This window comes from Caulobacter sp. BE254 (genome assembly GCF_031457295.1).
Taxonomy (GTDB): domain Bacteria; phylum Pseudomonadota; class Alphaproteobacteria; order Caulobacterales; family Caulobacteraceae; genus Caulobacter.
This window is the reverse complement of record NZ_JAVDWJ010000011.1, coordinates 1-24360: the sequence shown is the minus strand read 5'-3', so window position 1 is coordinate 24360 and position 24360 is coordinate 1. Positions and strand designations below refer to the sequence as shown.

At 69.4% G+C, this 24360-nt stretch carries 23 protein-coding genes; 15 read left to right on the top strand and 8 right to left on the bottom strand.

Translation table 11 applies throughout. The features are described from left to right. The gene (locus J2X41_RS18120; RefSeq protein ID WP_310083911.1) at window positions 1-1602 is read right to left on the bottom strand and encodes an ABC-F family ATP-binding cassette domain-containing protein; all 1602 of its coding nucleotides are present in this window, start codon (window positions 1600-1602) and stop codon (window positions 1-3) included. Window positions 1603-1820: 218 nt separating this feature from the next. Here J2X41_RS18120 and J2X41_RS18115 point away from each other — a divergent pair, with 218 nt between their 5' ends. Next, window positions 1821-2291: a DUF1203 domain-containing protein gene (locus J2X41_RS18115; protein WP_310083910.1), complete on the top strand. Its 471-nt coding sequence runs from the start codon at window positions 1821-1823 to the stop codon at window positions 2289-2291. Between the two features lie 98 nt (window positions 2292-2389). Here the strand turns inward: J2X41_RS18115 and J2X41_RS18110 are convergent, their stop codons facing one another. Beyond that, a complete protein-coding gene (locus tag J2X41_RS18110) occupies window positions 2390-2569 on the bottom strand; it encodes a hypothetical protein (protein WP_310083908.1) in 180 nt (59 codons plus the stop codon). A gap of 164 nt (window positions 2570-2733) precedes the next feature. On the opposite strand from J2X41_RS18110, the gene J2X41_RS18105 reads away from it, so the two are divergent. The 3 genes from J2X41_RS18105 (at window position 2734) to uvrA (ending at window position 7551) form a co-directional block, all read left to right on the top strand. Then, on the top strand, window positions 2734-3459 hold the full coding sequence (locus J2X41_RS18105; RefSeq protein ID WP_310083907.1) for a DUF1223 domain-containing protein: 726 nt from the start codon (window positions 2734-2736) through the stop codon (window positions 3457-3459). A gap of 122 nt (window positions 3460-3581) precedes the next feature. Continuing rightward, complete coding sequence (locus tag J2X41_RS18100) at window positions 3582-4478, top strand: peptidoglycan-binding domain-containing protein (RefSeq protein ID WP_310083905.1); 897 nt, start codon at window positions 3582-3584, stop codon at window positions 4476-4478. Between the two features lie 163 nt (window positions 4479-4641). Beyond that, window positions 4642-7551: an excinuclease ABC subunit UvrA gene (uvrA, locus tag J2X41_RS18095; RefSeq protein ID WP_310083904.1), complete on the top strand. Its 2910-nt coding sequence runs from the start codon at window positions 4642-4644 to the stop codon at window positions 7549-7551. A 16-nt stretch (window positions 7552-7567) separates the two neighbouring features. Here the strand turns inward: uvrA and J2X41_RS18090 are convergent, their stop codons facing one another. From J2X41_RS18090 to J2X41_RS18080, 3 genes are all read right to left on the bottom strand, one after another. Continuing rightward, a complete protein-coding gene (locus tag J2X41_RS18090) occupies window positions 7568-8509 on the bottom strand; it encodes a hypothetical protein (protein WP_310083902.1) in 942 nt (313 codons plus the stop codon). Window positions 8510-8581: 72 nt separating this feature from the next. Further along, a complete protein-coding gene (locus J2X41_RS18085; protein ID WP_310083901.1) occupies window positions 8582-9436 on the bottom strand; it encodes a hypothetical protein in 855 nt (284 codons plus the stop codon). Window positions 9437-9545: 109 nt separating this feature from the next. Continuing rightward, window positions 9546-10466, bottom strand: coding sequence for a hypothetical protein (locus tag J2X41_RS18080; protein ID WP_310083900.1), 921 nt, complete (start codon window positions 10464-10466; stop codon window positions 9546-9548). Between the two features lie 161 nt (window positions 10467-10627). On the opposite strand from J2X41_RS18080, the gene J2X41_RS18075 reads away from it, so the two are divergent. Then, window positions 10628-11242 carry a glutathione S-transferase family protein gene (locus J2X41_RS18075; RefSeq protein WP_310083898.1) on the top strand — a complete coding sequence of 205 codons (615 nt, stop codon included), beginning with the start codon at window positions 10628-10630 and terminating at the stop codon, window positions 11240-11242. On the opposite strand, the gene J2X41_RS18070 is transcribed toward J2X41_RS18075, so the two are convergent. The 3 genes from J2X41_RS18070 to J2X41_RS18060 all read right to left on the bottom strand — a co-directional run bounded on the left by J2X41_RS18070 (window position 11239) and on the right by J2X41_RS18060 (window position 13996). Next, on the bottom strand, window positions 11239-12108 hold the full coding sequence (locus tag J2X41_RS18070; protein WP_310083896.1) for a hypothetical protein: 870 nt from the start codon (window positions 12106-12108) through the stop codon (window positions 11239-11241). The genes J2X41_RS18075 and J2X41_RS18070 overlap by 4 nt on opposite strands. Beyond that, window positions 12105-12893, bottom strand: a complete 789-nt coding sequence (locus J2X41_RS18065) for a hypothetical protein (RefSeq protein ID WP_310083895.1) — start codon at window positions 12891-12893, stop codon at window positions 12105-12107. Before J2X41_RS18065 ends, J2X41_RS18070 begins: the two co-directional genes overlap by 4 nt. Before the next feature lie 149 nt (window positions 12894-13042). After that, a complete protein-coding gene (locus tag J2X41_RS18060; RefSeq protein WP_310083893.1) occupies window positions 13043-13996 on the bottom strand; it encodes a hypothetical protein in 954 nt (317 codons plus the stop codon). 82 nt (window positions 13997-14078) lie between these two features. Between J2X41_RS18060 and trmFO the strand changes: the two genes are divergently transcribed. The 10 genes from trmFO to J2X41_RS18010 all read left to right on the top strand — a co-directional run bounded on the left by trmFO (window position 14079) and on the right by J2X41_RS18010 (window position 24218). Then, complete coding sequence (gene trmFO, locus J2X41_RS18055; protein WP_310083891.1) at window positions 14079-15557, top strand: methylenetetrahydrofolate--tRNA-(uracil(54)-C(5))-methyltransferase (FADH(2)-oxidizing) TrmFO; 1479 nt, start codon at window positions 14079-14081, stop codon at window positions 15555-15557. Between the two features lie 182 nt (window positions 15558-15739). Next, window positions 15740-16837, top strand: coding sequence for a mechanosensitive ion channel family protein (locus tag J2X41_RS18050; RefSeq protein WP_310083889.1), 1098 nt, complete (start codon window positions 15740-15742; stop codon window positions 16835-16837). 59 nt (window positions 16838-16896) lie between these two features. Then, on the top strand, window positions 16897-17460 hold the full coding sequence (locus tag J2X41_RS18045) for an XRE family transcriptional regulator (RefSeq protein ID WP_310084268.1): 564 nt from the start codon (window positions 16897-16899) through the stop codon (window positions 17458-17460). Between the two features lie 21 nt (window positions 17461-17481). Beyond that, on the top strand, window positions 17482-17970 hold the full coding sequence (locus J2X41_RS18040; RefSeq protein WP_310083887.1) for a GNAT family N-acetyltransferase: 489 nt from the start codon (window positions 17482-17484) through the stop codon (window positions 17968-17970). Window positions 17971-18148: 178 nt separating this feature from the next. After that, on the top strand, window positions 18149-19486 hold the full coding sequence (locus tag J2X41_RS18035) for an allantoate amidohydrolase (protein WP_310083886.1): 1338 nt from the start codon (window positions 18149-18151) through the stop codon (window positions 19484-19486). Between the two features lie 91 nt (window positions 19487-19577). Beyond that, window positions 19578-20801 carry an alanine--glyoxylate aminotransferase family protein gene (locus J2X41_RS18030; RefSeq protein WP_310083885.1) on the top strand — a complete coding sequence of 408 codons (1224 nt, stop codon included), beginning with the start codon at window positions 19578-19580 and terminating at the stop codon, window positions 20799-20801. A gap of 106 nt (window positions 20802-20907) precedes the next feature. Continuing rightward, on the top strand, window positions 20908-21837 hold the full coding sequence (gene puuE, locus J2X41_RS18025) for an allantoinase PuuE (protein WP_310083882.1): 930 nt from the start codon (window positions 20908-20910) through the stop codon (window positions 21835-21837). Next, window positions 21834-22355, top strand: a complete 522-nt coding sequence (gene uraD / locus J2X41_RS18020; RefSeq protein WP_310083880.1) for a 2-oxo-4-hydroxy-4-carboxy-5-ureidoimidazoline decarboxylase — start codon at window positions 21834-21836, stop codon at window positions 22353-22355. Before puuE ends, uraD begins: the two co-directional genes overlap by 4 nt. Before the next feature lies 1 nt (window position 22356). Further along, complete coding sequence (locus tag J2X41_RS18015; RefSeq protein ID WP_310083879.1) at window positions 22357-23541, top strand: urate hydroxylase PuuD; 1185 nt, start codon at window positions 22357-22359, stop codon at window positions 23539-23541. Then, window positions 23538-24218, top strand: coding sequence for a TetR/AcrR family transcriptional regulator (locus J2X41_RS18010; protein WP_310083878.1), 681 nt, complete (start codon window positions 23538-23540; stop codon window positions 24216-24218). The genes J2X41_RS18015 and J2X41_RS18010 overlap by 4 nt, the downstream gene beginning before the upstream one ends. The last annotated feature ends 142 nt before the right edge of the window (window positions 24219-24360 follow it).

Here is a 24360-nt window from a genome sequence, read left to right as displayed (position 1 = left end):
TCATCCAGGCGGCAGCGCGATCCGCCGCTCCACGCCCACCGCGTCGAGGAAATCCTCGTCATGGCTGGCGATCAGCAGGGCGCCGTCGTAGCCGGCCAGGGCGTTTTCCACCGCCTCGACGGAGTCGAGGTCCAGGTGGTTGGTCGGCTCGTCCAGGATCAGCAGCTGCGGCGGGTCGGCCGCCATCAGCACGCAGGCCAGGGCCGCGCGCAGGCGCTCGCCGCCGCTGAGCGTGGCCACCGCCTGGTGGGCGGCGACGTTGCGGAACAGGAACCGGGCCAGGGCGGCGTGGGCCTCGTTGGCCCCTGCCGCCGGGTTCAGGCGGCGGAAGTTCTCCAGGATGGTCTGGGCCTCGTCCAGCACCGCGACCCGCTGGTCCAGCAGGGCCGCCCGGACGCCGCGGGTCACCACGCCCGCCGTGGGCTCCAGGTCGCCGACCGCCAGCCGGATCAGGGTCGACTTGCCCGCCCCGTTGCCGCCGACCAGCGCCACGCGCTCGGGCCCGGTCAGGCGGAAACTCAGGTCCGTCAGCACAGGCGGTCCGTCCGGATAGGCGAAGCCGACGGCGTCGAAGTCCAGCACGATCCGCCCGGCGGGCAGGCCGCAGGACGGCAGGTCGAAGGCCAGGCGGCGCAGGCGTTCGACCCGGGCGTCGGCGACCTCGCGAGCCTGGGCGGCGTCCTGGGCGGCGCGGTCGGCCAGCCGCCCCTCGCGCGCGCCGGTGTTCTCCGCCCGCTCGGCCTGGGCGCCCAGCAGGATCTTCGGCTCGCTGCCCCTGGCGGCGAACCGGCGGCCAGCGGCGTCGCGGCGCGCCTTGCGCTCCCGGGCGATCTGGGCCTCGCGGGCCGCCTGGCGCACCTGGCGCTCGGCCGCCTCCAGGTCGTGCTCGGCGGCGGCCACGGCCTGGGCCTTGCGCTCGGCATAGAGGTCGTAGCCGCCGCCGTAGCTGGTCGCGCCCAGGCTGGACAGCTCGACGATGCGGTCCATGCCGCGCAGCAGGGCCCGGTCGTGGCTGACCACCACCGCCCCGCCCTTCCAGCGCCGCAGCACGTCGGCCAGCAGGCTGCGGGCGGCGGCGTCGAGGTTGTTGGTCGGCTCGTCCAGCAGGATGACGTCGGGGGCGGCGACCAGCAGGCCGGCCAGGGCCGCGCGGGTCATCTGGCCGCCGCTGAGGCTGGCGGCGGGCGCGGACGCGTCCCAGCGCGACAGCCCGACCTCGCCCAGGGCGGCGGCGACGCGGCCCGGCAGGGTCCAGTCGGCCTCGATGAGATCCTCCTCGAGGGTTTCCGGGGTCCCCTCATCCGCCTCGATGCGGCACAGCCGGTCCCAGGCGGGGCCAACGCCCAGCAGGTCGGCCAGGCGCGCGCCCGGCGGCGGGGCGTGCAGCTGGGGCAGGACCCCGACCACGCCGACGCGGCCGACCGTTCCCGAAACGGGCGCGGACGTTCCGGCGATCAGCGACAGCAGCGTGGACTTGCCCACGCCATTGCGGCCGACGAGGCCGATGCGCTCGGCCCCGATCGTCAGGTTCAGATTGTCGAAAAGGACGCGGCCGTCAGGCGTGTCGGCGCGAACGGAATCCAGGGTGATGAAGGCGGGCATGGGAAACCATGGTCAGGGCAGCGGAAAGGGCGAAACGGTCGTCCATCGCAATGTCCATGGCAGCCTCCATCGGTCGGCCCGGGATTTCGGGCACGGACCTTCTAGGCGATCGACCGGCGTTCGGCAAGTTTCGATACAACCACAAGGATCGGGCGCAAGGATCGGGTGTCGCCCCGCCGGCGTCGGCGCGACAACAGGCTCCAGACCAGGAGATCCCCATGTCCTTCACCGTTTCCAGCCTGCCGCTCGAGCCCTTCGCGCCGCTGTTCGCCCTCGACGACGCGGCCCTGGCCGAGCGCGGCATGCTGCGCGTGGTCGCCGACGCGCCGTTCGCCTTCCCCTGCCGCGTCACCCTGGACGACGCCGCGCCGGGTGAGACCCTGATCCTGCTGAACCACGAGCACCAGGCGACCGACACCCCGTTCCGCTCGCGCTACGCCATCTATGTGCGAGAGGCCGCGCAAGCGTCGACCTCGACGACCGACGCCCTGCCGCCGGCTCTGCGCCGCCGGCTGCTGTCGCTGCGGGGGTTCGACGCGTCCGGCATGCTGCGCGACGCCGACGTCGTCGAGGGCGCGGCGGCCGAGCCGGTGATCGAGCGGATGCTGGCCGACCCGGGCGTGGCCTATCTGCACGCCCACTACGCCAAGCCCGGCTGCTACGCCGCGCGGATCGACCGCGCCGGCTAGAGCAAACCGCGCGATATAGGAATCGCGCGTCTTGCTCTAGATTTTTGTTTTCGCATCGCTTTTGCGGAAAACCGGTATCCACTTTTCCGCGCGATGCTCTAAAAGCTCAGCACGCCCAGGTCGACGATGATCTTAAAGGCCCAGATGGTGCAGGCGACGCAGACCGCCAGGGTGATGACGTCGTCGATCTCGGAACGCTGGCGCGCGACCTTGCCCGCGCCCTTTCCGGCCTTGCCCTTGGCGGGCGCCTTCGCCTCGCTCTTCGCCGCCTTGGCCACGTCCGTCGTCCCCGTCCGGCGCGCCCGACGCGCGACCCCGTCCGGCCATAGACATCGCGGGTGCTGAAGGCCGCGCTTCCAAAGGCGGTTTATTGTTGGTGAACGGCGTAACCTTCGCCCGTTCCGCCCCGAACTGATCCTCGACCACCAGCGAGGACGCCGCCATGACCGGAACGACGATGCGCAAGACCGCCTGGACCAGCCTGGCGGCCGGCGCGGCCCTGGCGGTCGCCGTGGGGGCCTGGACCAGCGCGGGCGCGGGGGGCACGGCCCAGCGGCCGGTGGTGCTGGAGCTGTTCCAAAGCCAGGGCTGCTCGTCCTGCCCGCCGGCCAACGCCAACCTCAACGCCATCGCCGACCGTCCCGACGTGCTGGCCCTGAGCTTCGGCGTCACCTACTGGGACCAGCTGGGCTGGAAGGATACCTTCGCCAAGCCCGCCTACACGGACCGCCAGAAGGCCTATGCCCGCGGCCTGGGCGCCCAGCTGGGCACGCCGCAGATGGTGATCGAGGGCCGCGAGGACCTGATCGGCGTCGACGCCCGCGAGGTGGACCTGGCCCTGCGCCGCGCCCGTCCGGCCATGGACGCGACGGTGACCCTGTCGCCCGGCCGGGTCGAGATCGGAGCCGGTCCCGCGCCCAAGACCGGGGCCGACGTCTGGCTGGTGCGCTACGATCCGCGCGTCCGGCAGGTGGCGATCCAGCGCGGCGAGAACAACGGCAAGACCCTGCCCCACCGCGACGTGGTGGTGGAGCTGACCCGCCTGGGCGGCTGGACCGGCGCGGCGGTCGGCTTCGCCGCCAAGCCGCCGGTCGACCCGGCCCTGCGTACGGCGGTGCTGGTCCAGGCCCGGAACGGCGGCCCGATCCTGACGACGGCGCGGCTTTAAGACACTTTTGGTTTATTATTTACAACCGTAACCCTTTAAGGTTGATTTTTTCGAGAGGCAGAGCTTTCATTCATGATCCGGAGGCCAGCGACGGCCTTCGCACTTCATCAGGGATGGACGTCATGTCGATCGCCGAACGCATAGCGGCCGCGGGAGGAGTCCTTCCCCTTGGCGTGCTTGGCCTCGTGGTCGACGATGTCAGGACTCTGCAGATCCGACTGGGACAGATCGGCCTTCTCGACCCGCCGACGGACGGCCAGTTTGGTCCTGTCTCACTATGGGCGCTGGGCGCGTTCTGCCGAGCCGCCGGATTGCCTTTCGCTGGAGCCCTGACCACGCAGATCTGGGCGACGCTTTCCGCGCCGACCGCCGAGGCGTTGTTTCCATTGAATCTGGATATTAGCCTGGCCGGTAAAATTCTCACCGGCATGCAGCGGCGCGGTGACTGGATTGCCCGTCACCCCGACTGCGTGAACATCGTCTATGTCGAGGGCATGAACCCTGACGGTCAGGTCAACAACAATCGGCCAAACGAATTCAACGACGTCAGGTTCACGATTGGCGTGACCTCGCAAGGGACTCCGCAGGTGCTTGGCGCCTGGGATGGCACGACCGAGCCTGGCCGGTATTGGACGATGAACCCCATGAATCCGCTCGGCGCCGCGCGGATCGCCTTTGGCCAATACAAGGCTTGGACCGTCGGCACGCACCATTCCAATAGCCCTAGCGCCCACGAGGCGCTGGTTCAGTCCGCCCCCGTCACCGTATTTCGGGACCTGAACAGGGACTTCCAGCGCCAGGGCGACCGCCAGGATGTCGGCGTCTTCGCGATCAATCAGCACTGGGGATACGACAACCCCGCCAAAGATCTTGGAAACAGCAGCGCGGGATGCCTGGTTGGCCGCACCAAGACGGGTCACCGGCAGTTCATGGCCCGGGTCAAGTCGGATCCTCGCTATCTCGCCAACGCCGGCTATCGTTTCATGAGCTCGGTCATACCAGCCAGCGACGTACCGTGAACCGCCGCGCGTCCTACTGACACCTGATGTCAGCAGCCTGCCGCCACGTCTCGCCATCGCGACATTTGTTCGCACCTTGTTCTTGTGTTAATCGCCGGATCGCGCCCTACATATAGCCGTCCCGTCGTGGCTCCCTCCCACGGCCCTACGCGTTCCGGAAAACATGGCTGAACAACTGAACTTCATCCGCGTGCGCGGCGCGCGGGAGCACAATCTCAAGGACGTCAGCGTCGACATCCCGCGGGGCGAGCTCGTGGTGCTGACCGGCCTGTCGGGCTCGGGCAAGAGCTCGCTGGCGTTCGACACCATCTACGCCGAGGGCCAGCGGCGCTACGTCGAGAGCCTGTCGGCCTACGCCCGCCAGTTCCTGGAGCTGATGAGCAAGCCGGACGTCGACCTGATTGAGGGCCTGTCGCCGGCCATCTCGATCGAGCAGAAGACCACCTCGCGCAACCCGCGCTCGACGGTCGGCACAGTCACCGAGATCCACGACTACATGCGCCTGCTGTGGGCCCGGGTCGGGGTGCCCTATTCGCCCGCCACCGGCCTGCCGATCGAGAGCCAGACCATCAGCCAGATGGTCGACAAGATCACCGCCCTGCCCGAGGGCACGCGCCTCTACCTGCTGGCGCCCGTGGTCCGCGACCGCAAGGGCGAGTACCGCAAGGAGATCGCCGAGTGGCAGAAGGCCGGCTTCCAACGGCTGAAGATCGACGGCGAATTCTACCCGATCGAGGACGCCCCCGTCCTCGACAAGAAGTTCAAGCACGACATCGACGTGGTCGTCGACCGCATCGTCACCAAGCCGGGCATGGAGCAGCGCCTGGCCGACTCGATCGAGCAGGCCCTGCGCTTGGCCGATGGCCTGGCCGTGGCCGAGTGGGCCAATGTCGAGGAGGGCGAGAAGGAGCCGCGCCGGCTGCTGTTCTCCGAACGCTTCGCCTGCCCGGTCAGCGGCTTCACCATCGCCGAGATCGAGCCGCGACTGTTCTCGTTCAACAACCCGGCGGGCGCGTGCCCGGCCTGCGACGGCTTGGGCGCCAAGCTGGCCTTCGACGCCGACCTGGTCATTCCGGACAAGGACAAGAGCCTGCACAAGGGGGCGGTGGCCCCGTGGTCGCGCGGCCCTTCGCCGCTCTACACCCAGACCCTGCAGGCCTTGGCCCGCCACTACGGCTTCTCGATGGACGAGCCCTGGCACAAGCTGCCGGAGAGCGCCCGCCAGGTGGTGCTGCAAGGCTCCAAGGGCGAGAAGATCAAGTTCACCTACGACGACAACGCCCGCAAGTACGAGGTGGCCAAGCCGTTCGAGGGCGTGCTGCCGAACCTGGAGCGCCGCTGGCGCGAGACCGACAGCAGCTGGGTGCGCGAGGAACTGGGCCGCTACCAGTCCGATACGCCCTGCGAGGTCTGCCACGGCAAGCGCCTGAAGCCCGAGGCCCTGGCGGTCAAGATCCACGGCCAGGACATCGCCGCCGTCTCGAACCTGGCCATCCGCCCGGCCCGCGACTGGTTCACGGCGCTGGAGGGCCACCTCTCCGACAAGCAGATGGAGATCGCCCGACGGATCCTGAAGGAGATCAACGACCGCCTGCGGTTCCTGGTCGATGTCGGGCTGGACTATCTGAACCTGTCGCGCGGTTCGGGCACCCTGTCGGGCGGCGAGAGCCAGCGCATCCGCCTGGCCAGCCAGATCGGCTCGGGCCTGACCGGCGTGCTCTACGTGCTGGACGAGCCGTCGATCGGCCTGCACCAGCGCGACAACACCCGACTGCTGCAATCGCTGCAGGGCCTGCGCGACCTGGGCAACTCGGTGCTGGTGGTCGAGCACGACGAGGAGGCCATCCTCACCGCCGACTATGTCATCGACATGGGTCCGGCCGCCGGCGTGCACGGCGGCGAGATCGTCGCCGAGGGCAAGCCGGCCGACATCATGGCCAATCCCAGGAGCATCACCGGCCAGTACCTGACCGGCGTGCGCGAGATCGAAGTGCCTGAACAGCGCCGCCCGATCAGCAAGAAGAAGATGCTCCGCGTCGTCGGCGCCACCGGCAACAACCTGAAGGGCGTGACCGGCGAGATCCCGGTCGGGACCTTCACCTGCATCACCGGCGTCAGCGGCGGCGGCAAGTCGACCTTCACGATCGAGACCCTGTACAAGGCCGCCGCGCGCCGCCTGAACAACGCCAGCGACGCCCCGGCCACGCACGAGCGGATCGAAGGGCTGGAGAACTTCGACAAGGTCATCGACATCGACCAGTCGCCGATCGGCCGCACCCCGCGCTCCAACCCGGCCACCTATACCGGCGCCTTCGGGCCGATCCGCGACTGGTTCGCCCAGCTGCCGGAGAGCAAGGCCCGCGGCTACGGTCCCGGCCGCTTCAGCTTCAACGTCAAGGGCGGCCGCTGCGAGGCCTGCCAGGGCGACGGCCTGATCAAGATCGAGATGCACTTCCTGCCCGACGTCTACGTCACCTGCGACGTCTGCAAGGGCCAGCGCTACAACCGCGAGACCCTGGACATCCTGTTCAAGGGCAAGACCATCGCCGACGTGCTGGACATGACCGTCGAGGAGGCCGCCGACTTCTTCAAGGCGGTGCCGCCGATCCGCGACAAGATGGAAACCCTCAAGCGGGTGGGCCTCAGCTACATCAAGGTCGGCCAGCAGGCCACGACCCTGTCGGGCGGCGAGGCCCAGCGGGTGAAGCTGTCCAAGGAGCTCAGCAAGCGGGCCACCGGCCGCACGCTGTACATCCTCGACGAGCCGACCACCGGCCTGCACTTCGAGGACACCAAGAAGCTGCTGGAAGTGCTGCACGAGCTGGTCGACCAGGGCAACACCGTGGTGGTCATCGAGCATAACCTCGACGTGGTGAAGACCGCCGACTGGCTGCTGGACTTCGGCCCCGAGGGCGGCGACGGCGGCGGCGAGATCGTCGCCGTGGGCTCGCCCCAGGACGTGGCCCAGGTCGAGGCCAGTTGGACCGGCCGCTATCTCAAGGACGTCCTGGCCCGCCACGAGGATCGGCGGCTGGACCGGGTGGCGGCCCTGAAGGCGGCCAAGCGGGCCTGAGCCCGGCGGGGCGAGGCTAGCTGAACACCTCGGCCTGGTTTTCCGGCCGGGTGTCGGCGATCTGGCGGTAGACGGCGGCGGCGGGCGCGTACATCACCGCGTTCAGCACCCCGCCCATCGCGCCTGCCAGCACCAGATAGACGATGCGCGCCGGGCTGAGATAGGCCGCCAGCGACGTCATCTCGGGCTGGGCGATCTCGCTCATCGCCCGGCCGACATCGCCGCCGGAAAAGGCGAAGGTGATGGCGAAGTACAGCGTCATCATCACCATGTAGATCGGCAGCATCAGCACCACGGTCAGGCCGTAGCAGCCCAGCAGCCGCCAGAAGCGCCCCTTGGTCAGCCGCCAGGACTCGAACACTCGCAGGCGGCGTTCGGCGAAGGTCATGACGCCGGCCAGCGAGAGCCGGACGGCGAAGAACACCAGGCCGGCGATGACCAGCAGATAGCCGAGCAGCACCACCAGGACGATGCCGGCCATGGCTCCGGCGTTGGGCTCGGCCCCGGCTTGCCCCAGGTTGGCGCCGACGCCGATCGCCACGCCCAACAGGCCCACGGGGATCACCAGGGCGACGGTCAGGACCGTGAACACCACCCCCATGATCACCGACAACAGGACCAGCCGCAGTTCGTCGCCGCCCAGCCGCAGCCGGGTCAACGGCGCCTCGGCCGGTCGCAGGATCGCGCGGTAGACGGCCGCGCCCATGATCGAGGCGATCAGGATCGCGCCGCCGATCGCAATGAGTTCGCCGACGAGGAAGCCCGTCAGCGCCTCGGGCGTCATGGTGGCGCCCTTGGCCGCCCCGCCCATGAAACGGCCGAACCCGGAGGCGATCATCGCCGCCACCAGCGCCACGCTGGCGACCAGGCTGAAGACCGCCCAGATCGCGATCGTCCTGGGCTCGCGGCGAACCAGGCGAAAGCCCTCGAACGCGGCTTCCGTCACCTTGAATTGCATTGCAGCCCCCTTGAAACCAGGCCGCATCCTCGCGTTGCGGTCGCGGGATGGCAAGGGCCGGGGCGCGGCCGCCTAGTCGAACACGGCGGCCTGGTCGGCGGGATTTCGACCGGTCAAGTCGCGATACAGTACCGCCAGCGGCCCATAGGCGATGACGCCGCTGACCGTCCCGAGCCCGACGCGCACCAGGTCAGGAACCAAATGCTCAGGTTTGGCGGCATAGCGCGCCAACTCGACGACGAAGGGGTCGTAACCGATCTTGGCCTCGACGCCGCCGCGCCGAAGCAGGTTTCCCAACGTCGACAGCAGCCACTCGCCGCCGCCATAGACGGCCAGGAACACCAAGGCGCAAACGATCGCTACCCCATAACGCCCCCGCATCATCCGCCAGGAATCCGTGATCGCCACCCGCCGTTCGAAGAGGGTAATGGCTGGCGCCAGCGAGAAGCGCGCCAATAGCGTCGCGGCCAGGACCAGGGCGGCCGCGAGCGTACTGGTTTTCGACGCAAGCTCCCCGTCATGGCCGATCGCTGTGACGATCACCATGATCACAAAGACGCCCGTAAAGACGACCAGGAACATCAGGCACCAAATGAGGCCGAGACGAAGCTCGTCAACGCTCAGCCGCATCCAGCGACCATCCGACCGCTCAGGATCAGCGACCATCCTGAAGACGGCGGCGGCCAGGATGGCCATGGCGAGACACATCACAAGGAGATTGAGGAGCAGCACGCCAAATTGCAGCAAGGCTCCGGCCCGCTGGGTGGCGATGTAGGACCACGGCCCCTTCAATCCATCGTAGACGCCGGTGAGCAAGGTGTTGAGCAGGCTCAACGGAAAGAGGCATGCGCCCCAGGCCAGCACCGTGAGCGGGGTCCGCCGCAGTAGCGGAAAACCCGCAAGCGCCAAACGGCCAGGCGTCGTCATGGTCGAAAAACTCCTAGGCGAACGCCGCCGCCTGAGCCCGCGCCCGATCGCCGACCAGCGCACGGCAGAGAGCGGCGATCGGCCAAACCCTGAAGTCTTGCACCCGCCCTTAGCCGAAGGTCTCGGTAACGTCGCGGCCCTTCAGCTGCGCGTAGATGGTCGGGGCCGGAGCGAAGACGATCAGCGAGACCAGCACCGACATCAGGCCCGACAGCAGCGCGCGGATGACGCCCGACACCGAGAACAGCTCCTGCAGGGTGGTGGCCTCGCCGCGCAGGGTGTCGCCGGCCGCGGCCAGGCCGCCACCCATGGCCATGCTGCCGATGGTGGTGACGGCGTAAATCATCACGAGCAGCAGCAGATAGACGACCACCGCCAGGACCGTGGCGATCAGATAGGTCCCGAACAGCTGCCAGAACCGGCCCTTGGTCATGTCCCAGGAGGTTCGCAGGTCGATACGCCTGGTGTCGAACGCCAGGGTGCTGACGAACGACAGGCGCACCGACAGCAGCACCAGACCGGCCAGCAGGGCCAGGCCGGCCAGCAGGCCCAGCAGCACGCCCAGGCCCGCGCCGCCGATCGCCCCGCCGATCGTTCCCAGCAGCGCCACGATGACCACCCCGACGAAATAGGCGCCGAACAGCACCAGATAGAGCAGCACCTGCACCGCGGCCTGCCGTAGCTCGTCGGCGCCGAGCCGCAGATAGGCCCCCGCCCCGTCGCCCGGCCGCAGGATCAGGCGGTTGACCGCGGCCAGCAGCACCGAATTGGTGATCAGCACATAGACCATCGAGCCCACGAACAGCGGCCACAGGCCGCTCATCGCCGCCAGGGTGGTCTTCGGGTCGGGATCGCCTTCGACGGCCGCGGTCAAGGCGGTCAGCTTGTCGCCGAAGGTCGAGACCGCGACGATGGCGACGGCGAACGACAGGACGGCCATGATCGCGGCCCAGACCGCCACCGCCCGGGGCTTCTCACGCGCCGCCCGAAAGCCGGCCAGCGCCGCGTCCGTGGCCGAAAACTGATCCATCGCCCTGCCCCGTTCCATCTGGCCCCGTTCCATCTGGCCCACGCCTAACAAGGTTCGCGGCCGCGCGACAGCCCCGCCAGACGTTTCCGCCTATCCAAACGCCCCGGCCAATTCTAACGTTCGTTTGAAGCGGTCGGAACGGGCCGTGCCGGGAGAATGTCGTGAAGCTGTACGGTGAAGCCAATCCCGCGCCCAACCCGCGCCGGGTGCGCATCTTCGCGGCGGAGAAGGGGCTGGACCTGCCCGAGATCCGCATTGGCATGCGCCAGGGGGGCCACAAGTCGCCCGAGCACAAGGCCCGCAACAGCCTGGGCCAGGTTCCGGTGCTGGAGCTGGACGACGGCCAGACGATCAGCGAGAGCGTCGCCATCTGTCGCTACCTGGAGGCCCTGCACCCGGCGCCGGCGCTGTTCGGGACCTGCGCCCCGAGCCAGGCGCGCACCGACATGTGGGTCCGCCGCGTCGAGTTCCAGCTGATGATCCCGGTCGCCATGTACTGGCGCCACGCCCACCCGCTGACCGCCTCGCTGCTGGTCCAGAACCGCGAGTTCGGCGAGTCCAACCGGCCGCTGGCGGCCAAGGCCATGGGCTGGCTGGACCGCGAACTGGCCGACGGCCGCGAGTGGATCGCCGGCGACGCCTACGGCATGGCCGACATCGTCGCCCTGACCACGATCGACTTCGCCGCCTTCATCGGCCTGGACGTCCCGGAAGGGGCCGAGCGGCTGAGGGCCTGGCGGGAAAGGGCGTCGGCGAGACCCAGCGCCGGCGCCTAGACGGCGGCGGGCGCCAGCTCGCTTTCGTGCAGGTCGTAATAGGCCCGGGCCGGGGCGGCGGTCAGGATCACCATCTGGACGGTGAAGAAGAACGGCGCCAGCAGCATGGTGGCCAGGCCGGACAAGGCCAGCATGATCGGGTTGGTGACGCCGCCGGAGAAGGTCAGGATCAGCCCCGACACCACGGTCTGGGCCACGCTGACCAGGATCGTCAGCACCACCGCCAGGAAATACATGACCAGCAGGCGCCAGAAGTGGTGGTCGGTCAGGGCCCAGGTCCGCCGCAGCGACAGCTTGCCCTCGGCGAAGGTGGTGATCGACAGCAGCGACAGCCGGATGCCGAACCAGATCGACAGGCCGGCCACGGCGATGGCGCCCAGCACCTCGACCCAGCGGTTGGTCTCGACCGCGCCCAGGCTGATCAGGCCCGCGCCGATCAGCACCAGCACGGCGCTGGGCAGGGCGGTGACGACCAGGGCCACGACCCAGCCGACCAGGGCGACGACGAATTGCCGCGCCTCCTCGGGGCCCACCCGCAGATAGGCCAGGCGCCGCTCCTGGGGCCGCACCACCGCCCGCATGATCGCCACGCTGATCACCGACTGCAGGGCCACGGCGAAGGCGATCAGCGGCAGCAGCGTACCCTTGCGGCGGGCGACGATGTCGATCAGCTCGCGCAGGTCGTTGGTGCGAGCCAGCAGCGCCAGGTCGGTCCGAACCGTGCCACCGAACGCGAAGGCCACCACCAGGCCTAGAACGACCAGCATGGCGAAGTAGCAGGCGGCCCAGGCCAGCACGACCAGCGGCTTGCGCCGGGTCATGCGGACGCCCTCGAGCGCGGCTTGGACGGGCGAGAAGGTGGTCATGTCCGGAGGGTTCCAGGTGTCGGGGCGGGTTGAAGGCGATAGACGTCGACCAGGGCCGCGGTCCAGACCGGGATGAGATAGAAGAACACCAGGGCGACGCTGACCAGCTCGGGAACCAGCGTGCCCTCGGCGAAGCCGGCGATCGCCCGCAGATAGCCGATCAGCACCACCAGGATAACGGCCGGCGCGGCCAGCACGGTCCCCGCCGCGGCCAGGACCAGCACCACGCCGCGCGTGCGTCCGAAGGCGCTGAGCACCTGGATCCGCCCCAGGTCGACCGTGGCGGCGGGGGCCAGGGACAAGCGCAGGAATAGCCAGAGCATGATCGCCATCGACAGCAGCGGCGGCAGGCTGGCGGCCAGGGCGCCGGGGCCGCCCAGCGCGGCGCGCCAGGCGTCGACCGAGGTGATGTCCAGGCCCGGCGCGTTGCTCTTGGCCACGCCCACGACCACCGCGCCAACCAACACCGCCAGCACGGCCATGACGACGGTCAGGATCACGGTGACCAGGACCTGGACCGCCAGCAGCCGCCATTCCACGGCGCCCCAGCGCAGGCCCTTGAAGCCGGCGGGCCCGTCGAACGCGTGTCGATACAGGGCGCCGTAGGCCACGGTCGTCGCCGCCAGCTCCAGCGGCAGGCCGAGAAAGGCCAGGCCCGGGGCGCGGGGCAGCAGGCCCAGGACCGCGCCGGCGACCAGCGCCGCCCAGCAGGTCCGCAGACCCGGCGCCCATCCCGCCATGCCGGCGCGAACGGTCCGCCCGATCGCCGCCGATCCCTCAGCCATGAAGCCCTCTCCCGTCCGCGACCGCGAGCCCCTCGAATCCCAGGAGTCATAAGCGGTTCGCCCCCGGCTTGGCGACGAGTCGCGGCGGGTGTCACGCTGAATTTCGCCGGCCGTGGCCTTGGCGCCGCGTGGACAGGCGCCGCGCCGTGTCAGGCCTTGCCCGCGCCGGAAGCGACCAGTTCCTGATAGGCCTTGGCCCACGGCGCGTAGACCAGGGTCATGGCGAAGGCGCCCAGGAACGACAGCACGACGGTCCCGATCGCCGCGATCTTCCAGAACGCATGCAGCCAGGCCCGCGGCGGCTGGCCCTGCAAGGCCTCGACCATGGCCTTGATTCCCGCCCACGACCCGAAGGCCGCCAGGCCGAGCACCGCGTAGAGCACCAGCTCCAGGCCGATCAGGATCAGCACCAGCAGCGCCGCCATGCCCAGCAGCCGGCCGCTCTGGCCGCGCGTGAAGCTCCAGGACTCGAACAGCAGGAACTTGCTCTCGACGAAGCTCATCGGCCCGGCCATCGACAGGCGCAGCACGCCCCAGATCAGGGCCCCCATCGCCGCCAGGACCACCAGGGCGATCAGCAGCCCGGCCACCAGCTTGCCGGCCTCGCCCGCCGCCGAGCCGACCAGGAAGACGATCAGGCCCACGATGAGGCCGATGAACAGCACGGCGAGATAGGCCATCGCGAACAGCACGGTCTGGACCAGGGTCACCAGCCCCAGCCACAGCTCCGGCATGCCCAGGCGCAGATAGGCCCAGCGTTTCTGGTCCGGCTGGAGCACGGCGCGGAACACCGCCCCGGCCACCACCGCCTTGACCAGAGCCCCGCCGACCCAGCTGACCACGTTCACGCCCATCATGCTGCCCTGCAGCTGCATCATCCGCGCCATCATCGCGGGGTCAGCCGCGCCCGAAGACGACGACGCCGGGTCGGGCATCGCCTTGACGATGTCGATGAACTGCGGCGCCAGCGTCCACATCAGGGCCACCATCGGCCCGACCAGCGTCACCAGGATCACCAGTCCCCAGGCCAGCACCGCCAGGGGCGCCCGCCCGATCACCCCGAACCCGGCCGTCGCCGCGCCTGTCGCCGAAAACCTCGCCATGCCCCGTCCCCCGCAACCTTGAGTCTTCACCCAACCTACACGCAGGTTTCGTCGGCTGGCCAGCGGAGGTATGAGGGCGGCCATGAGCACCTCCCCGTCTTCTTCCCCATCTTCTTCTGTGTCTTCCGGCGCCCCGATCCATGTCGTCGGCGGCGGCCTGGCCGGCTCCGAAGCCGCCTGGCAGATCGCCCAGGCCGGCGTGCCCGTCGTCCTGCATGAAATGCGGCGCGACCTGCCCGACCCGTCCTCAAGCAGCGAAGCGGTAGGACAAGTAAAAATCCGCACCGACGCCCACCAGACCGACGGCCTGGCCGAGATGGTGTGCTCCAACTCGTTCCGCTCCGACGACTGGCAGTTCAACGCCGTGGGCCTGCTGCACGCCGAGATGCGCCGGCTGGACTCGCTGATCCTGTCGGCCGCCGACCAGCACCAGGTGCCGGCCGGCGGGGCCCTGGCGGTCGACCGCGACGGCTTCTCGGGCGAGGTCACCCGCCGCATCGAGGCCCACCCGCTGATCACCATCGCCCGCGAGGAGGTCGCCGGCCTGCCGCCGGAGGACTGGGACAGCGTGGTGGTCGCCACCGGTCCCCTCACCTCGCCCGCCCTGGCCGACGCCATCCTGGAGCTCAGCGGCGAAGGCCAGCTCAGCTTCTTCGACGCCATCGCCCCGATCATCCACGTCGACTCCATCGACATGGACATCGCCTGGCGTCAGTCGCGCTACGACAAGGAAGGCCCCGGCGGCGACGCGGCCGCCTATATCAACTGCCCGATGGACAAGGCCCAGTACGAGGCCTTCATCGACGCTCTGCTCGAAGGCCCCAAGGCCGAGTTCAAAGACTGGGAGCACGTGCCCTATTTCGACGGCTGCCTGCCGATCGAGGTGATGGCCGAGCGCGGCCGCGAGACGCTGCGCCATGGCCCCATGAAGCCTGTCGGCCTGACCAACCCGCGCGACCCGACCGTCAAGGCCCACGCCATCGTCCAGCTGCGCCAGGACAACGCCCTGGGCACGCTGTGGAACATGGTCGGCTTCCAGACCAAGCTGAAGCACGGGGCCCAGGCCGAGGTGTTCCGGATGATCCCGGGCCTGCAGAACGCCCAATTCGCCCGGCTGGGCGGGCTGCACCGCAACACCTTCATCAACAGCCCGCGCCTGCTGGACCGCAGCCTGCGCATGAAGGTCGCCCCGCGCCTGCGCTTCGCCGGCCAGATGACCGGGGTCGAGGGCTATGTCGAAAGCGCCGCCACCGGCCTGCTGGCCGGCCGCTTCGCCGCCGCCGAGCGCCTGGGCCGGACCCTGGACGCCCCGCCGCCGACCACCGCCCTTGGGGCCTTGGTCGACCACGTGACCGGCGGCCACCTGGAAGGCGGCCCGGAGGGCAAGACCAGCTTCCAGCCGATGAACATCAACTACGGCCTGCTGCCGCCGCTGGAAGCGCCCAAGCTCGACGAGAACGGCGTCAAGATCCCGCTGAAGGAACGCGGCCGCGCCAAGAAGCGGCTGATGAGCATCCGGGCGCTGGCGGACCTGGACGCGTGGATGAGCGGGGCCTCTTAGCCAAGGCCCTCCCCCTGTGGGGGAGGCGGCCAAAGGCCGGTGGGGGGAGTTTTAAGACGGTCGATCCGGGATGCGACCAGGGTCGCACAACTCCCCCCTCCGTCGGCTTCGCCGACACCTCCCCCACAGGGGGAGGGTCTAGAATTACGGACCCTACCGACGCTCCGCGCGTTCAGACCGGCATGTCCGCATCCCCTCCCCGGCTCACGGACCTGGCGCTGCGCCTGGCCTGGGCGCCGCCGTGGGCGATCAGCCTGGGTCTGATCGCCGTCGCCGTGCTCGTGGCCCTGGCCGTGCACTTCGTGCTGGTCCGGGTCGTGCGCCGCTCGCTGGCCGAGGACGCCTTCTGGTCGGCCCTGGCGGTGCGCACCCGGCGGCCGACCCGGATGGCCTTCATCGTCGCGGCTCTGAGCCTGGCCGCCTCGGTCGCGCCCCTGACCCCCGCCCAGGCCGCCAGCGCCAAGCACGTGCTGCTGATCCTGTTCATCGTGCTGGTCGGCTGGATCGTGCTGACCGCGCTGGACATCGGCGCGGCCCTCTACCTGCGGCGGTTCAAGGTGGACGTCGAGGACAACCTGCTGGCCCGCAAGCACCTGACCCAGGTCAAGATCCTGCGCCGGGCCTGCACGGTGGTGGTCGGCCTGGTCACGGCGGGCCTGGCCCTGATGACCGTTCCGGGCGTGCGCCAGTGGGGCGTCAGCCTGCTGGCGGCCGGCGGCGCGGCCAGCCTGATCGTCGGCCTGGCCCTGCAGCCGCTGCTGACCAACCTGATCGCCGGCATCCAGATCGCCGTCACTCAGCCGATCCGCCTCGACGACGCGGTGATCGTCGAGAAGGAGTGGGGCAATATCGAGGAGATCAACGCCACCTATGTGGTAGTGCGGCTGTGGGACTGGCGGCGGATGGTGCTGCCGCTCAGCTACTTCATCCAGACGCCGTTCCAGAACTGGACCCGCGAGAGCGCCGCCCTGATCGGCACGGCCATGCTCTATGTCGACCACGCCGCGCCGATCGACCGCCTGCGCGCCAAGCTGCGGGAGATCGCCAGGGACTCCAAGCTGTGGGACGGCAAGGTGGTCGCCCTGCAGGTCACCGACGTCACCGCCCAGGTGCTGGAGGTGCGCTGCCTGGTCAGCGCCCGCAACGCCCCGACGGTCTTCGACCTGCGCTGCGACGTTCGCGAGCAGATGATGGCCTTCCTGCGCGACGAGATCCCCGAGGCCCTGCCCCGGCGACGACTTTCGCTGGCGGACGAGGCGCCCGCGACGGCGGAAGCCTAGGCGGCTGGGGCCGTCGTTGCGCGTCTTGTCACGGCCAAGATGTCTACTATAGTGGACAACTGGACACCACGGTTGATATCGACACCGCCCTGGCCCGGCGCCTGCGCCTGGAGCGCGAGGCGCGCGGCTGGTCGCTGGCCGACGTCGCCCAGCACTCGGGCGTGTCCAAGGCGATGCTCAGCAAGATCGAGCGCGGCGAGACCAGTCCCACCGCGGCCTTGCTGGTGCGGCTGTCCACCGCCTTCGGCCTCACCCTGGCCGGCCTGCTGGTCCGCGCCGAGCAGCCGGCGGGCCGCGTGTCGCGCGCCGCCAGCCAGCCGCGATGGACCGATCCCGAGACGGGCTACGTCCGCCGCCAGGTGCTGGCCATGCCGGACCATCCGGTCGAACTGGCGCAAATCGACCTGCCGGCCGGCAAGCGCGTGGGCTTTCCGGCCTCGGCCTACGCGATGATCCGCCAGGCGATCTGGGTGCGCGACGGCGCCCTGACCGTCGTCGAAGGCGACGAGCGGCACGTCCTCGAGGCCGGTGACTGCCTGGCGTTCGGACCGCCCGCCGACGTGGTCCTGGCCAACGAGACCGACCGCTCCTGCCGCTACGTGGTCGTCATCGACCGACGCTGAAATCCCTTCGGAGACCCGACGATGCAAAGCGCGCCAAGCGTCCAGCGCCTGGATGTTCGACAAGACGATCTTTCCAGCCCACAGACCCGGGCCCTGCTGCGGCTGCATCTGGAGGGGATGCACGAAACCTCGCCGCCCGGCCATGTCTTCGCCCTGGACCTGTCGGGCCTGAAGGCGCCTAACGTCACCGTCTGGAGCGCCTGGTCGGGCCCGGACATCTGCGGGATCGGGGCCTTGAAGCAGCTCGACGGCCGGACGGGCGAGGTCAAGTCCATGCGCACCCACCCCGACCACCTGCGGCGCGGCGTGGCCGCCCTGCTTCTCGAAACCGTCATCGCCCAGGCCCGCGCGCTGGGCCTGACGCGGCTGAGCCTGGAAACCGGACGCGGCCCGGCGTTCGAACCGGCGTTGGCGCTCTATCGCCGGCGCGGCTTCGTCGACGGCGGGCCGTTCTCGGACTACGAGGACAGCGGATTCAGCCAGTTCCTGCACCTCGACCTGTCCGCCTAAGCGTCGTCTGCGCAGGATCGCCCTTCACATCGCCCTTCACTAAGTAAGTGATTTATGACTTAGCTTCAGGCGCCGGCCACGGGGTCTGGCGCTTGTCGAGGCATCCGCGCCGATCGGCCGGAGCGAGCCGCGATCGTCGTGGGCTTTGTCGCCCGCGATGCTAGGCAGGATGTCACGAATGGCGTGGAACGGCAAAGGGGAGCCCGACAGGGTGGCGGAGGCCTTCGAGATCGGCGAGTTCGCGCCTGGAGCACGGGCCAAGACCCGCTGCGACCTGATGGGCGTGGAGCCCTTCAGCGAGGCCGAAGGCATGCTGGTGCGGCGCTTCCTGACGCCGGCCCACGACGAAGCGCTCAAGACCCTGGCCTTCTGGATGGAGCAGGCCGGCATGACGGCCCGTCGCGACCACGCCGGCAACCTGATCGGCCGCTACGAGGGCCAGACGCCGGACGCTCCGGCCCTGCTGATCGGCTCGCACATCGACAGCGTCCGCAACGGCGGCCGCTACGACGGCGCCCTGGGCGTCATGCTGGGAATCGACCTGGTCGAGGTCCTGGCCCGCGCCGGCCGCCGCCCGCCGTTCGCGATCGAGGTGATCGCGTTCGGCGACGAGGAGGGCTCGCGCTTCCCCGCCTCGATGACCTGCAGCCGCGCGGTGGCCGGGACCGTCAGCCCCAGCGTGATGGAGATGGCCGACGCCGACGGGGTCAGCCTGGCCGACGCCTTCGCGGCCTTCGGCCTGGATCCCACGCGCCTGGAGGAGGCCGCCCGCAAGCCCGGCGAGATCTTCGCCTTCCTGGAAGCTCACATCGAACAAGGCCCGGTGCTGGAGGCCGAGGGCCTGGCCCTGGGCGTGGTCACCGCCATCGCCGCCCAGAAGCGGCTGATGGTGCGGTTCACCGGCATGGCCGGCCACGCCGGCACCACGCCGATGAATTTGCGCAAGGACCCCGGCCCCGCCGCCGCCGAGGCGATCCTGGCCCTGGAGCGGATCTGCGCCGGCGGGCAGAACGGCCTGGTCGGCACCGTCGGCCGGATCACCGCCCTGCCCGGCGCCTTCAACGTCATCCCCGGCGCGGTCGAATATTCGATGGACGTCCGGGCCGAGGTCGCCGCCACCCGCGACGCCGCGGTCGAGGCGGTCACCGCCGAGATCCAGGCCATCGCCGCCCGGCGCGGGCTGGAGGCGTCGGTCACCCTGATGCAGGACCTGGCCGCCAGCCCTTGCGATCCAGGCCTGACCGCCCTGCTGGAAGACGCCGTCGCCGCCGTCGGCCAGGCGCCGCGCCGCCTGCCCAGCGGGGCCGGCCACGACGCCATGGTCATCGCCGACCTCTGCCCCACCGCCATGCTGTTCATCCGTTGCGAGGGCGGGATCAGCCACAATCCGCGCGAGGCCGTGACCGAGGCCGACTGCGCCCTGGCGGCGCGGGCGATGCTGGAGTTCGTGGAGCGGCTGGCCGACGATTTCGACGCAATGCGTCCTTCGAGGCCGTTACGCGGCGCCTCAGGATGAGGAGCATTGTTGCTGACTTCCTCATCCTGAGGCGCCCGCCGCAGGCGGGCCTCGAAGGACGCACGGCGCTAACCAGATCCAAGACCAAGACATGACCCAAACCTTCGGCGAACTCGACCATCCCGCCCGCCTGCTGATGGGCCCTGGCCCGATCAACGTGCACCCGCGCGTGCTGCGGGCCATGTCGGTGCAGCTTCTCGGCCAGTTCGACCCGGAGTTCACCGGCTACATGAACGAGACCATGGCGCTGTACCGCCAGGTGTTCCAGACGCAGAACCGCTGGACCTTCCTGATCGACGGCACCTCGCGCGCCGCCATCGAGGCGGCCCTGGTCTCGGTGCTGGCGCCGGGCGACGACGTGGTGATCGTCAACGCCGGGCGCTTTGGCCTGCTGCTGTCGGAGATCGCCCAGCGCTGCGACGCCAAGGTCACCCTGGTCGAGGGCGAATGGGGCAGGGTCGTCGACCCGCAGGCGATCGAGGAGGCGGTTAGGCGCGTGCGCCCGCGGCTGGTGGCCTGCGTGCACGGCGACACCTCGACCACCATGGCCCAGCCGATCGCGGCCATCGGCGAGATCTGCCGACGCTACGACACCCTGCTCTATGTCGACGCCACCGCGACGATCGGCGGCATGAGCACGCCCGTCGACGCCTGGCAGGCCGACATCGTCACCGGCGGCCTGCAGAAGTGCCTCGGCGGCCCGTCCGGCTCGGGACCGATCACGATCTCCGACCGCGCCGCCGAGCACATCAACGGCCGCAAGCACGTCGAGGCCGGCATCGCTACGGCCGAGAGCGTCGCCGGCAACGGCCGCCGCATCGCCTCCAACTATTTCGACCTGGCGATGATCATGGACTACTGGTCCGACAAGCGCCTGAACCACCACACCGAGGCGGCCTCGATGCTGTATGCGGCCCGCGAATGCGCCCGGGTGGTGCTGGAGGAAGGGCTGGAGGCCCGCTTCGCCCGCCACGCCCAGGCCGGGGCGGCGGTGGTGACCGGGGTCGAGGCCATGGGCCTGACCGTCTACGGCGACAAGGCCCACAAGATGACCAACGTCACCGCTGTGGTCATCCCGCCGGGCGTCGACGGCGACCGGGTGCGGACGCGGATGCGCACCGACTTCGAGATCGAGATCGGCACGGCCTTCGGGCCGCTGGCGGGCAAGGTCTGGCGGATCGGGGCGATGGGCGTGAACGCGCGCAAGCACGCGGTGCTGACGACCCTGGCGGCGCTGGAGGCGGTGCTGCGCGGCGAGGGTTATGGGTTCGCCGCCGGGGCCGGGGTGGACGCGGCGCTGGGGGTGTTCTCATGACACTCCCCCCTCAGTCGCTCCGCGACAGCTCCCCCACGGGGGGAGCATCTAGAAAGGTCCTCCCCCTGTGGAGGAGGCGGCCCAAGGGGCCGGTGGGGGGAGCGGCATGACCTATCCAAGAGACCTCGTCGGCTACGGCGAGCACCCGCCTCACGCCCAATGGCCGAACGGCGCCCGGATCGCCGTACAGTTCGTCCTCAACTACGAGGAAGGCGCCGAGCGCAGCGTGCTGCATGGCGACCCCCAGGCCGAGCACTTCCTGTCGGAGATGGTCGGCGCCCAGCCGGTCCCCGACGCCCGGCACATGGCGATGGAGAGCCTCTACGAATACGGCGCGCGGGCCGGTTTCTGGCGGATCCGCCGGCTGTTCGACGACTTCGGCCTGCCGCTGACCGTCTTCGGCGTGGCCCAGGCCATGGCCCGCAACCCCGACGCTGTCGAGGCCATGCTGAAGTCCGGCTGGGAGGTCGCCACCCACGGCTATCGCTGGATCGACTACCAGCATTTCCCCGAGGCGCTGGAACGCGAGCACATCGCCCAGGCCATCGAGATCCACGAGGCCCTGACCGGCGAGCGGCCGCTGGGCTGGTACCAGGGCCGCACCAGCCCCAACACCGCCCGGCTGGTCGCCCAGGAAGGCGGCTTCGTCTACGACGCCGACAGCTACGCCGACGACCTGCCCTACTGGGACGACCAGCACGGCCGGCCGCAGTTGATCGCGCCCTACACGCTGGACGCCAACGACATGCGCTTCGCCGCGCCGCAGGGCTTCAACAGCGGCGACCAGTTCTTCGCCTATCTGCGCGACACGTTCGACGCGCTCTATCTGGAGGGCGAGACGGCGCCGAAGATGATGAGCGTCGGTCTGCACTGCCGCATCGTCGGCAAGCCCGGGCGGATCATGGCCTTGCGCCGCTTCCTTGAGCACGTGACCGCCCACGACAAGGTCTGGGTCGCACGGCGCATCGACATCGCGCGTCACTGGATCGCGACCCATCCCTACAAGGCCCCCGCGAACAAGGAGAGCGCCAAATGAGCGCCCCGCCCCTGACCCTGGCCGACCTGAACCGGATGAACCGCACCGGCTTCGCCACCACGCTCGGCTTTGCGTTCGAGCTGTCGCCATGGGTGGTGCAGCGCGCCTATGACGCCGCGCCGTTCGACAGCGTCGAGGCCTTGCACGCCGCGACCATGGCCGTTTTGGAGGCCGCCTCGGAGGACGAGCGCCTGGCCCTGATCCGCGCCCACCCGGAACTGGCCGGCAAGGCGGCGATCGCCAAGACCCTGACCGCCGAGAGCAACGCCGAACAGGCCAGCGCCGGCCTGGACCGGCTGACGCCGGAGGAGTTCGAGCGCTTCCACGTCCTGAACGCCGCCTATCGCCAGCGCTTCGATTTCCCGTTCATCATCGCCGTGCGCCTGAACGACAAGACCGCGATCCTGGCCGCCATGCAGGCGCGCCTGGACAACCACAGGGCCGCCGAGATCGCCGAGGCGATCGCGCAGATCGGCCTGATCTCCAAGCTTCGGCTGCAAGACGCGGTGACGGCCTAGCATGGATTACGACGTCACGACCTGGCTGAACCTGTCCCTGCGCTGGCTGCACGTGATCGCCGGCGTCGCCTGGATCGGCGCCTCGTTCTACTTCGTCTGGCTGGACAACAACCTGCGCGCCCCCGAGCCGCCGAAGGACGGGGTGAAAGGGGAGCTGTGGGCCGTGCACGGCGGCGGCTTCTACCATTCGCAGAAGTACATGACGGCCCCGGCCCACATGCCCGACCACCTGCACTGGTTCAAGTGGGAGGCCTACACCACCTGGCTGTCGGGCTTCGCCCTGCTGATCGTGCTCTACTATGTCGGCGCACCCGTCTATCTGATCGACGCCAGCAAGCACGCTTTCAGCCAGGCTGGCGCGATCGCCACGGGCCTGGCCTTCATCTTCGGCGGCTTGGCTGTCTATGAGGGCCTGTGCCGCTCGCCGCTGGGCGGGAAGCCGCGCCTGTTCGGGGTGGTCTGGTTCCTGTGCCTGACCGGGGCGACCTACGTCCTGACCAAGCTGTTCTCCGACCGAGGGGCCTTCATCCATGTCGGCGCGATCATCGGCACGTGCATGGTCGGCAACGTGTTCCTGATCATCATCCCCAACCAGCGCAAGATCGTCGCCGACATGCTGGCCGGCCGCCCCGTCGATCCGCGCCTGGGCGCGATGGGCAAGCAGCGCTCGGTGCACAACACCCACATGACCCTGCCGGTCATCTTCATCATGATCAGCAACCACTATCCGGCGGTGACGGGCCACCACCTGGCCTGGCTGCTGCTGGCCCTGATCAGCGCCGGCGGGGTGTCGATCCGCTACTTCTTCATCCTGCGCCACCACGGGGTCATTAAGCCCGACTACCTGATCCTTGGGGCGTTCCTGATCTTCAGCGTCAGCATGATCGCCAGCCTCAGGCCCAAGACCGCGGAGATCGCCACCGACGTGCCCTTCCCGGTCGCCCAGACCATCGTCCAGAAGCACTGCGTCGCGTGCCACTCGGCCGTACCCACCCACAAGGGCTTCACCGCCCCGCCCAACGGCGCGGCCTTCGACACGCCGGCCGGGATGGCGCGCTATGCGGGCAAGATCCGCGAGCGCGCGGTCGAGACGACCAGCATGCCGCTCGGCAACGAGACTCACATTACCGATCAGGAACGCGCCCAGCTGGGCGCCTGGATCAAGGCGGGAGCGAAGACGCAGTGACCACCCTGGTAGAGACGCCATCGGCCGAACCGACCGACGACGCCGCTCCGGCGCCCCGCAAGCGCAACGCCGAGCGGACGCGCAAGGCGATCCTGACGGCCGCGCTGCGCGAGTTCTCCCAGGCGGGCTACGCCGGCGCGCGGATCGAGAAGATCGTCAAGGCCGCCAAGTGCAACATCCGCATGCTCTATCACTACTTCGGCGACAAGAAGGGCCTGTACCTGGCGGTGCTGGAGGCCGCCTACGAGGACCTGCGCGGCCGCGAAGCCGAGCTGGAGATCGACTTCGACCGGCCGCTGGAAGGCTTTCTCGCCCTGCAGCGCTTCACCTCCGACTATTTCGAGAAGAACCCGCGCATCGACGGCCTGCTGCGCAACGAGAACCTGCTGCAGGGCAAGTTCGTCTCGCAATCGCGCAAGGTCACCGAGACGGCGTTTCCGCTGCGCCGGACCATCGAGCGGCTGATCGACAGCGGCCAGAAGCAGGGGATCTTCCGCGACAACCTCGACTGGGCCCAGATCTACGTGACCATCGCGGCCATGAGCCGCTTCCACCTGGCCAACGGCTATTCGCTGTCGGTGACCCTGGACACCGACATGAGCAAGCCGGAATGGCGCCGGGCCCGGCTGGCGCACGCGCTGGAGCTGCTGGAGGGGTATCTGACCAAGGGGAAGTAATCCTTGCGCCATCTTTCCTTCTCCCCCTGCGGGAGAAAGGAGAACTATGTCCTGCCCGGATAGAGAGGTGACGGACCAGCCCGGATAGATGGGTAACAGTTCTCGCGGTTTTGGCGGGAGGCTGTGCGATGCCGTGGTCGGA

Coding starts and splice junctions, on each gene's coding strand:
- J2X41_RS18070 (WP_310083896.1), bottom strand. CDS start 12,108: ATGACCACCTTCTCGCCCGTCCAAGCCGCGCTCGAGGGCGTCCGCATG.
- J2X41_RS18065 (WP_310083895.1), bottom strand. CDS start 12,893: ATGGCTGAGGGATCGGCGGCGATCGGGCGGACCGTTCGCGCCGGCATG.
- J2X41_RS18080 (WP_310083900.1), bottom strand. CDS start 10,466: ATGGATCAGTTTTCGGCCACGGACGCGGCGCTGGCCGGCTTTCGGGCG.
- J2X41_RS18105 (WP_310083907.1), top strand. CDS start 2,734: ATGACCGGAACGACGATGCGCAAGACCGCCTGGACCAGCCTGGCGGCC.
- J2X41_RS18060 (WP_310083893.1), bottom strand. CDS start 13,996: ATGGCGAGGTTTTCGGCGACAGGCGCGGCGACGGCCGGGTTCGGGGTG.
- puuE (WP_310083882.1), top strand. CDS start 20,908: ATGACCTATCCAAGAGACCTCGTCGGCTACGGCGAGCACCCGCCTCAC.
- J2X41_RS18085 (WP_310083901.1), bottom strand. CDS start 9,436: ATGACGACGCCTGGCCGTTTGGCGCTTGCGGGTTTTCCGCTACTGCGG.
- J2X41_RS18015 (WP_310083879.1), top strand. CDS start 22,357: ATGGATTACGACGTCACGACCTGGCTGAACCTGTCCCTGCGCTGGCTG.
- J2X41_RS18120 (WP_310083911.1), bottom strand. CDS start 1,602: ATGCCCGCCTTCATCACCCTGGATTCCGTTCGCGCCGACACGCCTGAC.
- trmFO (WP_310083891.1), top strand. CDS start 14,079: ATGAGCACCTCCCCGTCTTCTTCCCCATCTTCTTCTGTGTCTTCCGGC.
- J2X41_RS18100 (WP_310083905.1), top strand. CDS start 3,582: ATGTCGATCGCCGAACGCATAGCGGCCGCGGGAGGAGTCCTTCCCCTT.
- J2X41_RS18040 (WP_310083887.1), top strand. CDS start 17,482: ATGCAAAGCGCGCCAAGCGTCCAGCGCCTGGATGTTCGACAAGACGAT.
- J2X41_RS18035 (WP_310083886.1), top strand. CDS start 18,149: ATGGCGTGGAACGGCAAAGGGGAGCCCGACAGGGTGGCGGAGGCCTTC.
- J2X41_RS18050 (WP_310083889.1), top strand. CDS start 15,740: ATGTCCGCATCCCCTCCCCGGCTCACGGACCTGGCGCTGCGCCTGGCC.
- J2X41_RS18115 (WP_310083910.1), top strand. CDS start 1,821: ATGTCCTTCACCGTTTCCAGCCTGCCGCTCGAGCCCTTCGCGCCGCTG.
- J2X41_RS18090 (WP_310083902.1), bottom strand. CDS start 8,509: ATGCAATTCAAGGTGACGGAAGCCGCGTTCGAGGGCTTTCGCCTGGTT.
- uvrA (WP_310083904.1), top strand. CDS start 4,642: ATGGCTGAACAACTGAACTTCATCCGCGTGCGCGGCGCGCGGGAGCAC.
- uraD (WP_310083880.1), top strand. CDS start 21,834: ATGAGCGCCCCGCCCCTGACCCTGGCCGACCTGAACCGGATGAACCGC.
- J2X41_RS18030 (WP_310083885.1), top strand. CDS start 19,578: ATGACCCAAACCTTCGGCGAACTCGACCATCCCGCCCGCCTGCTGATG.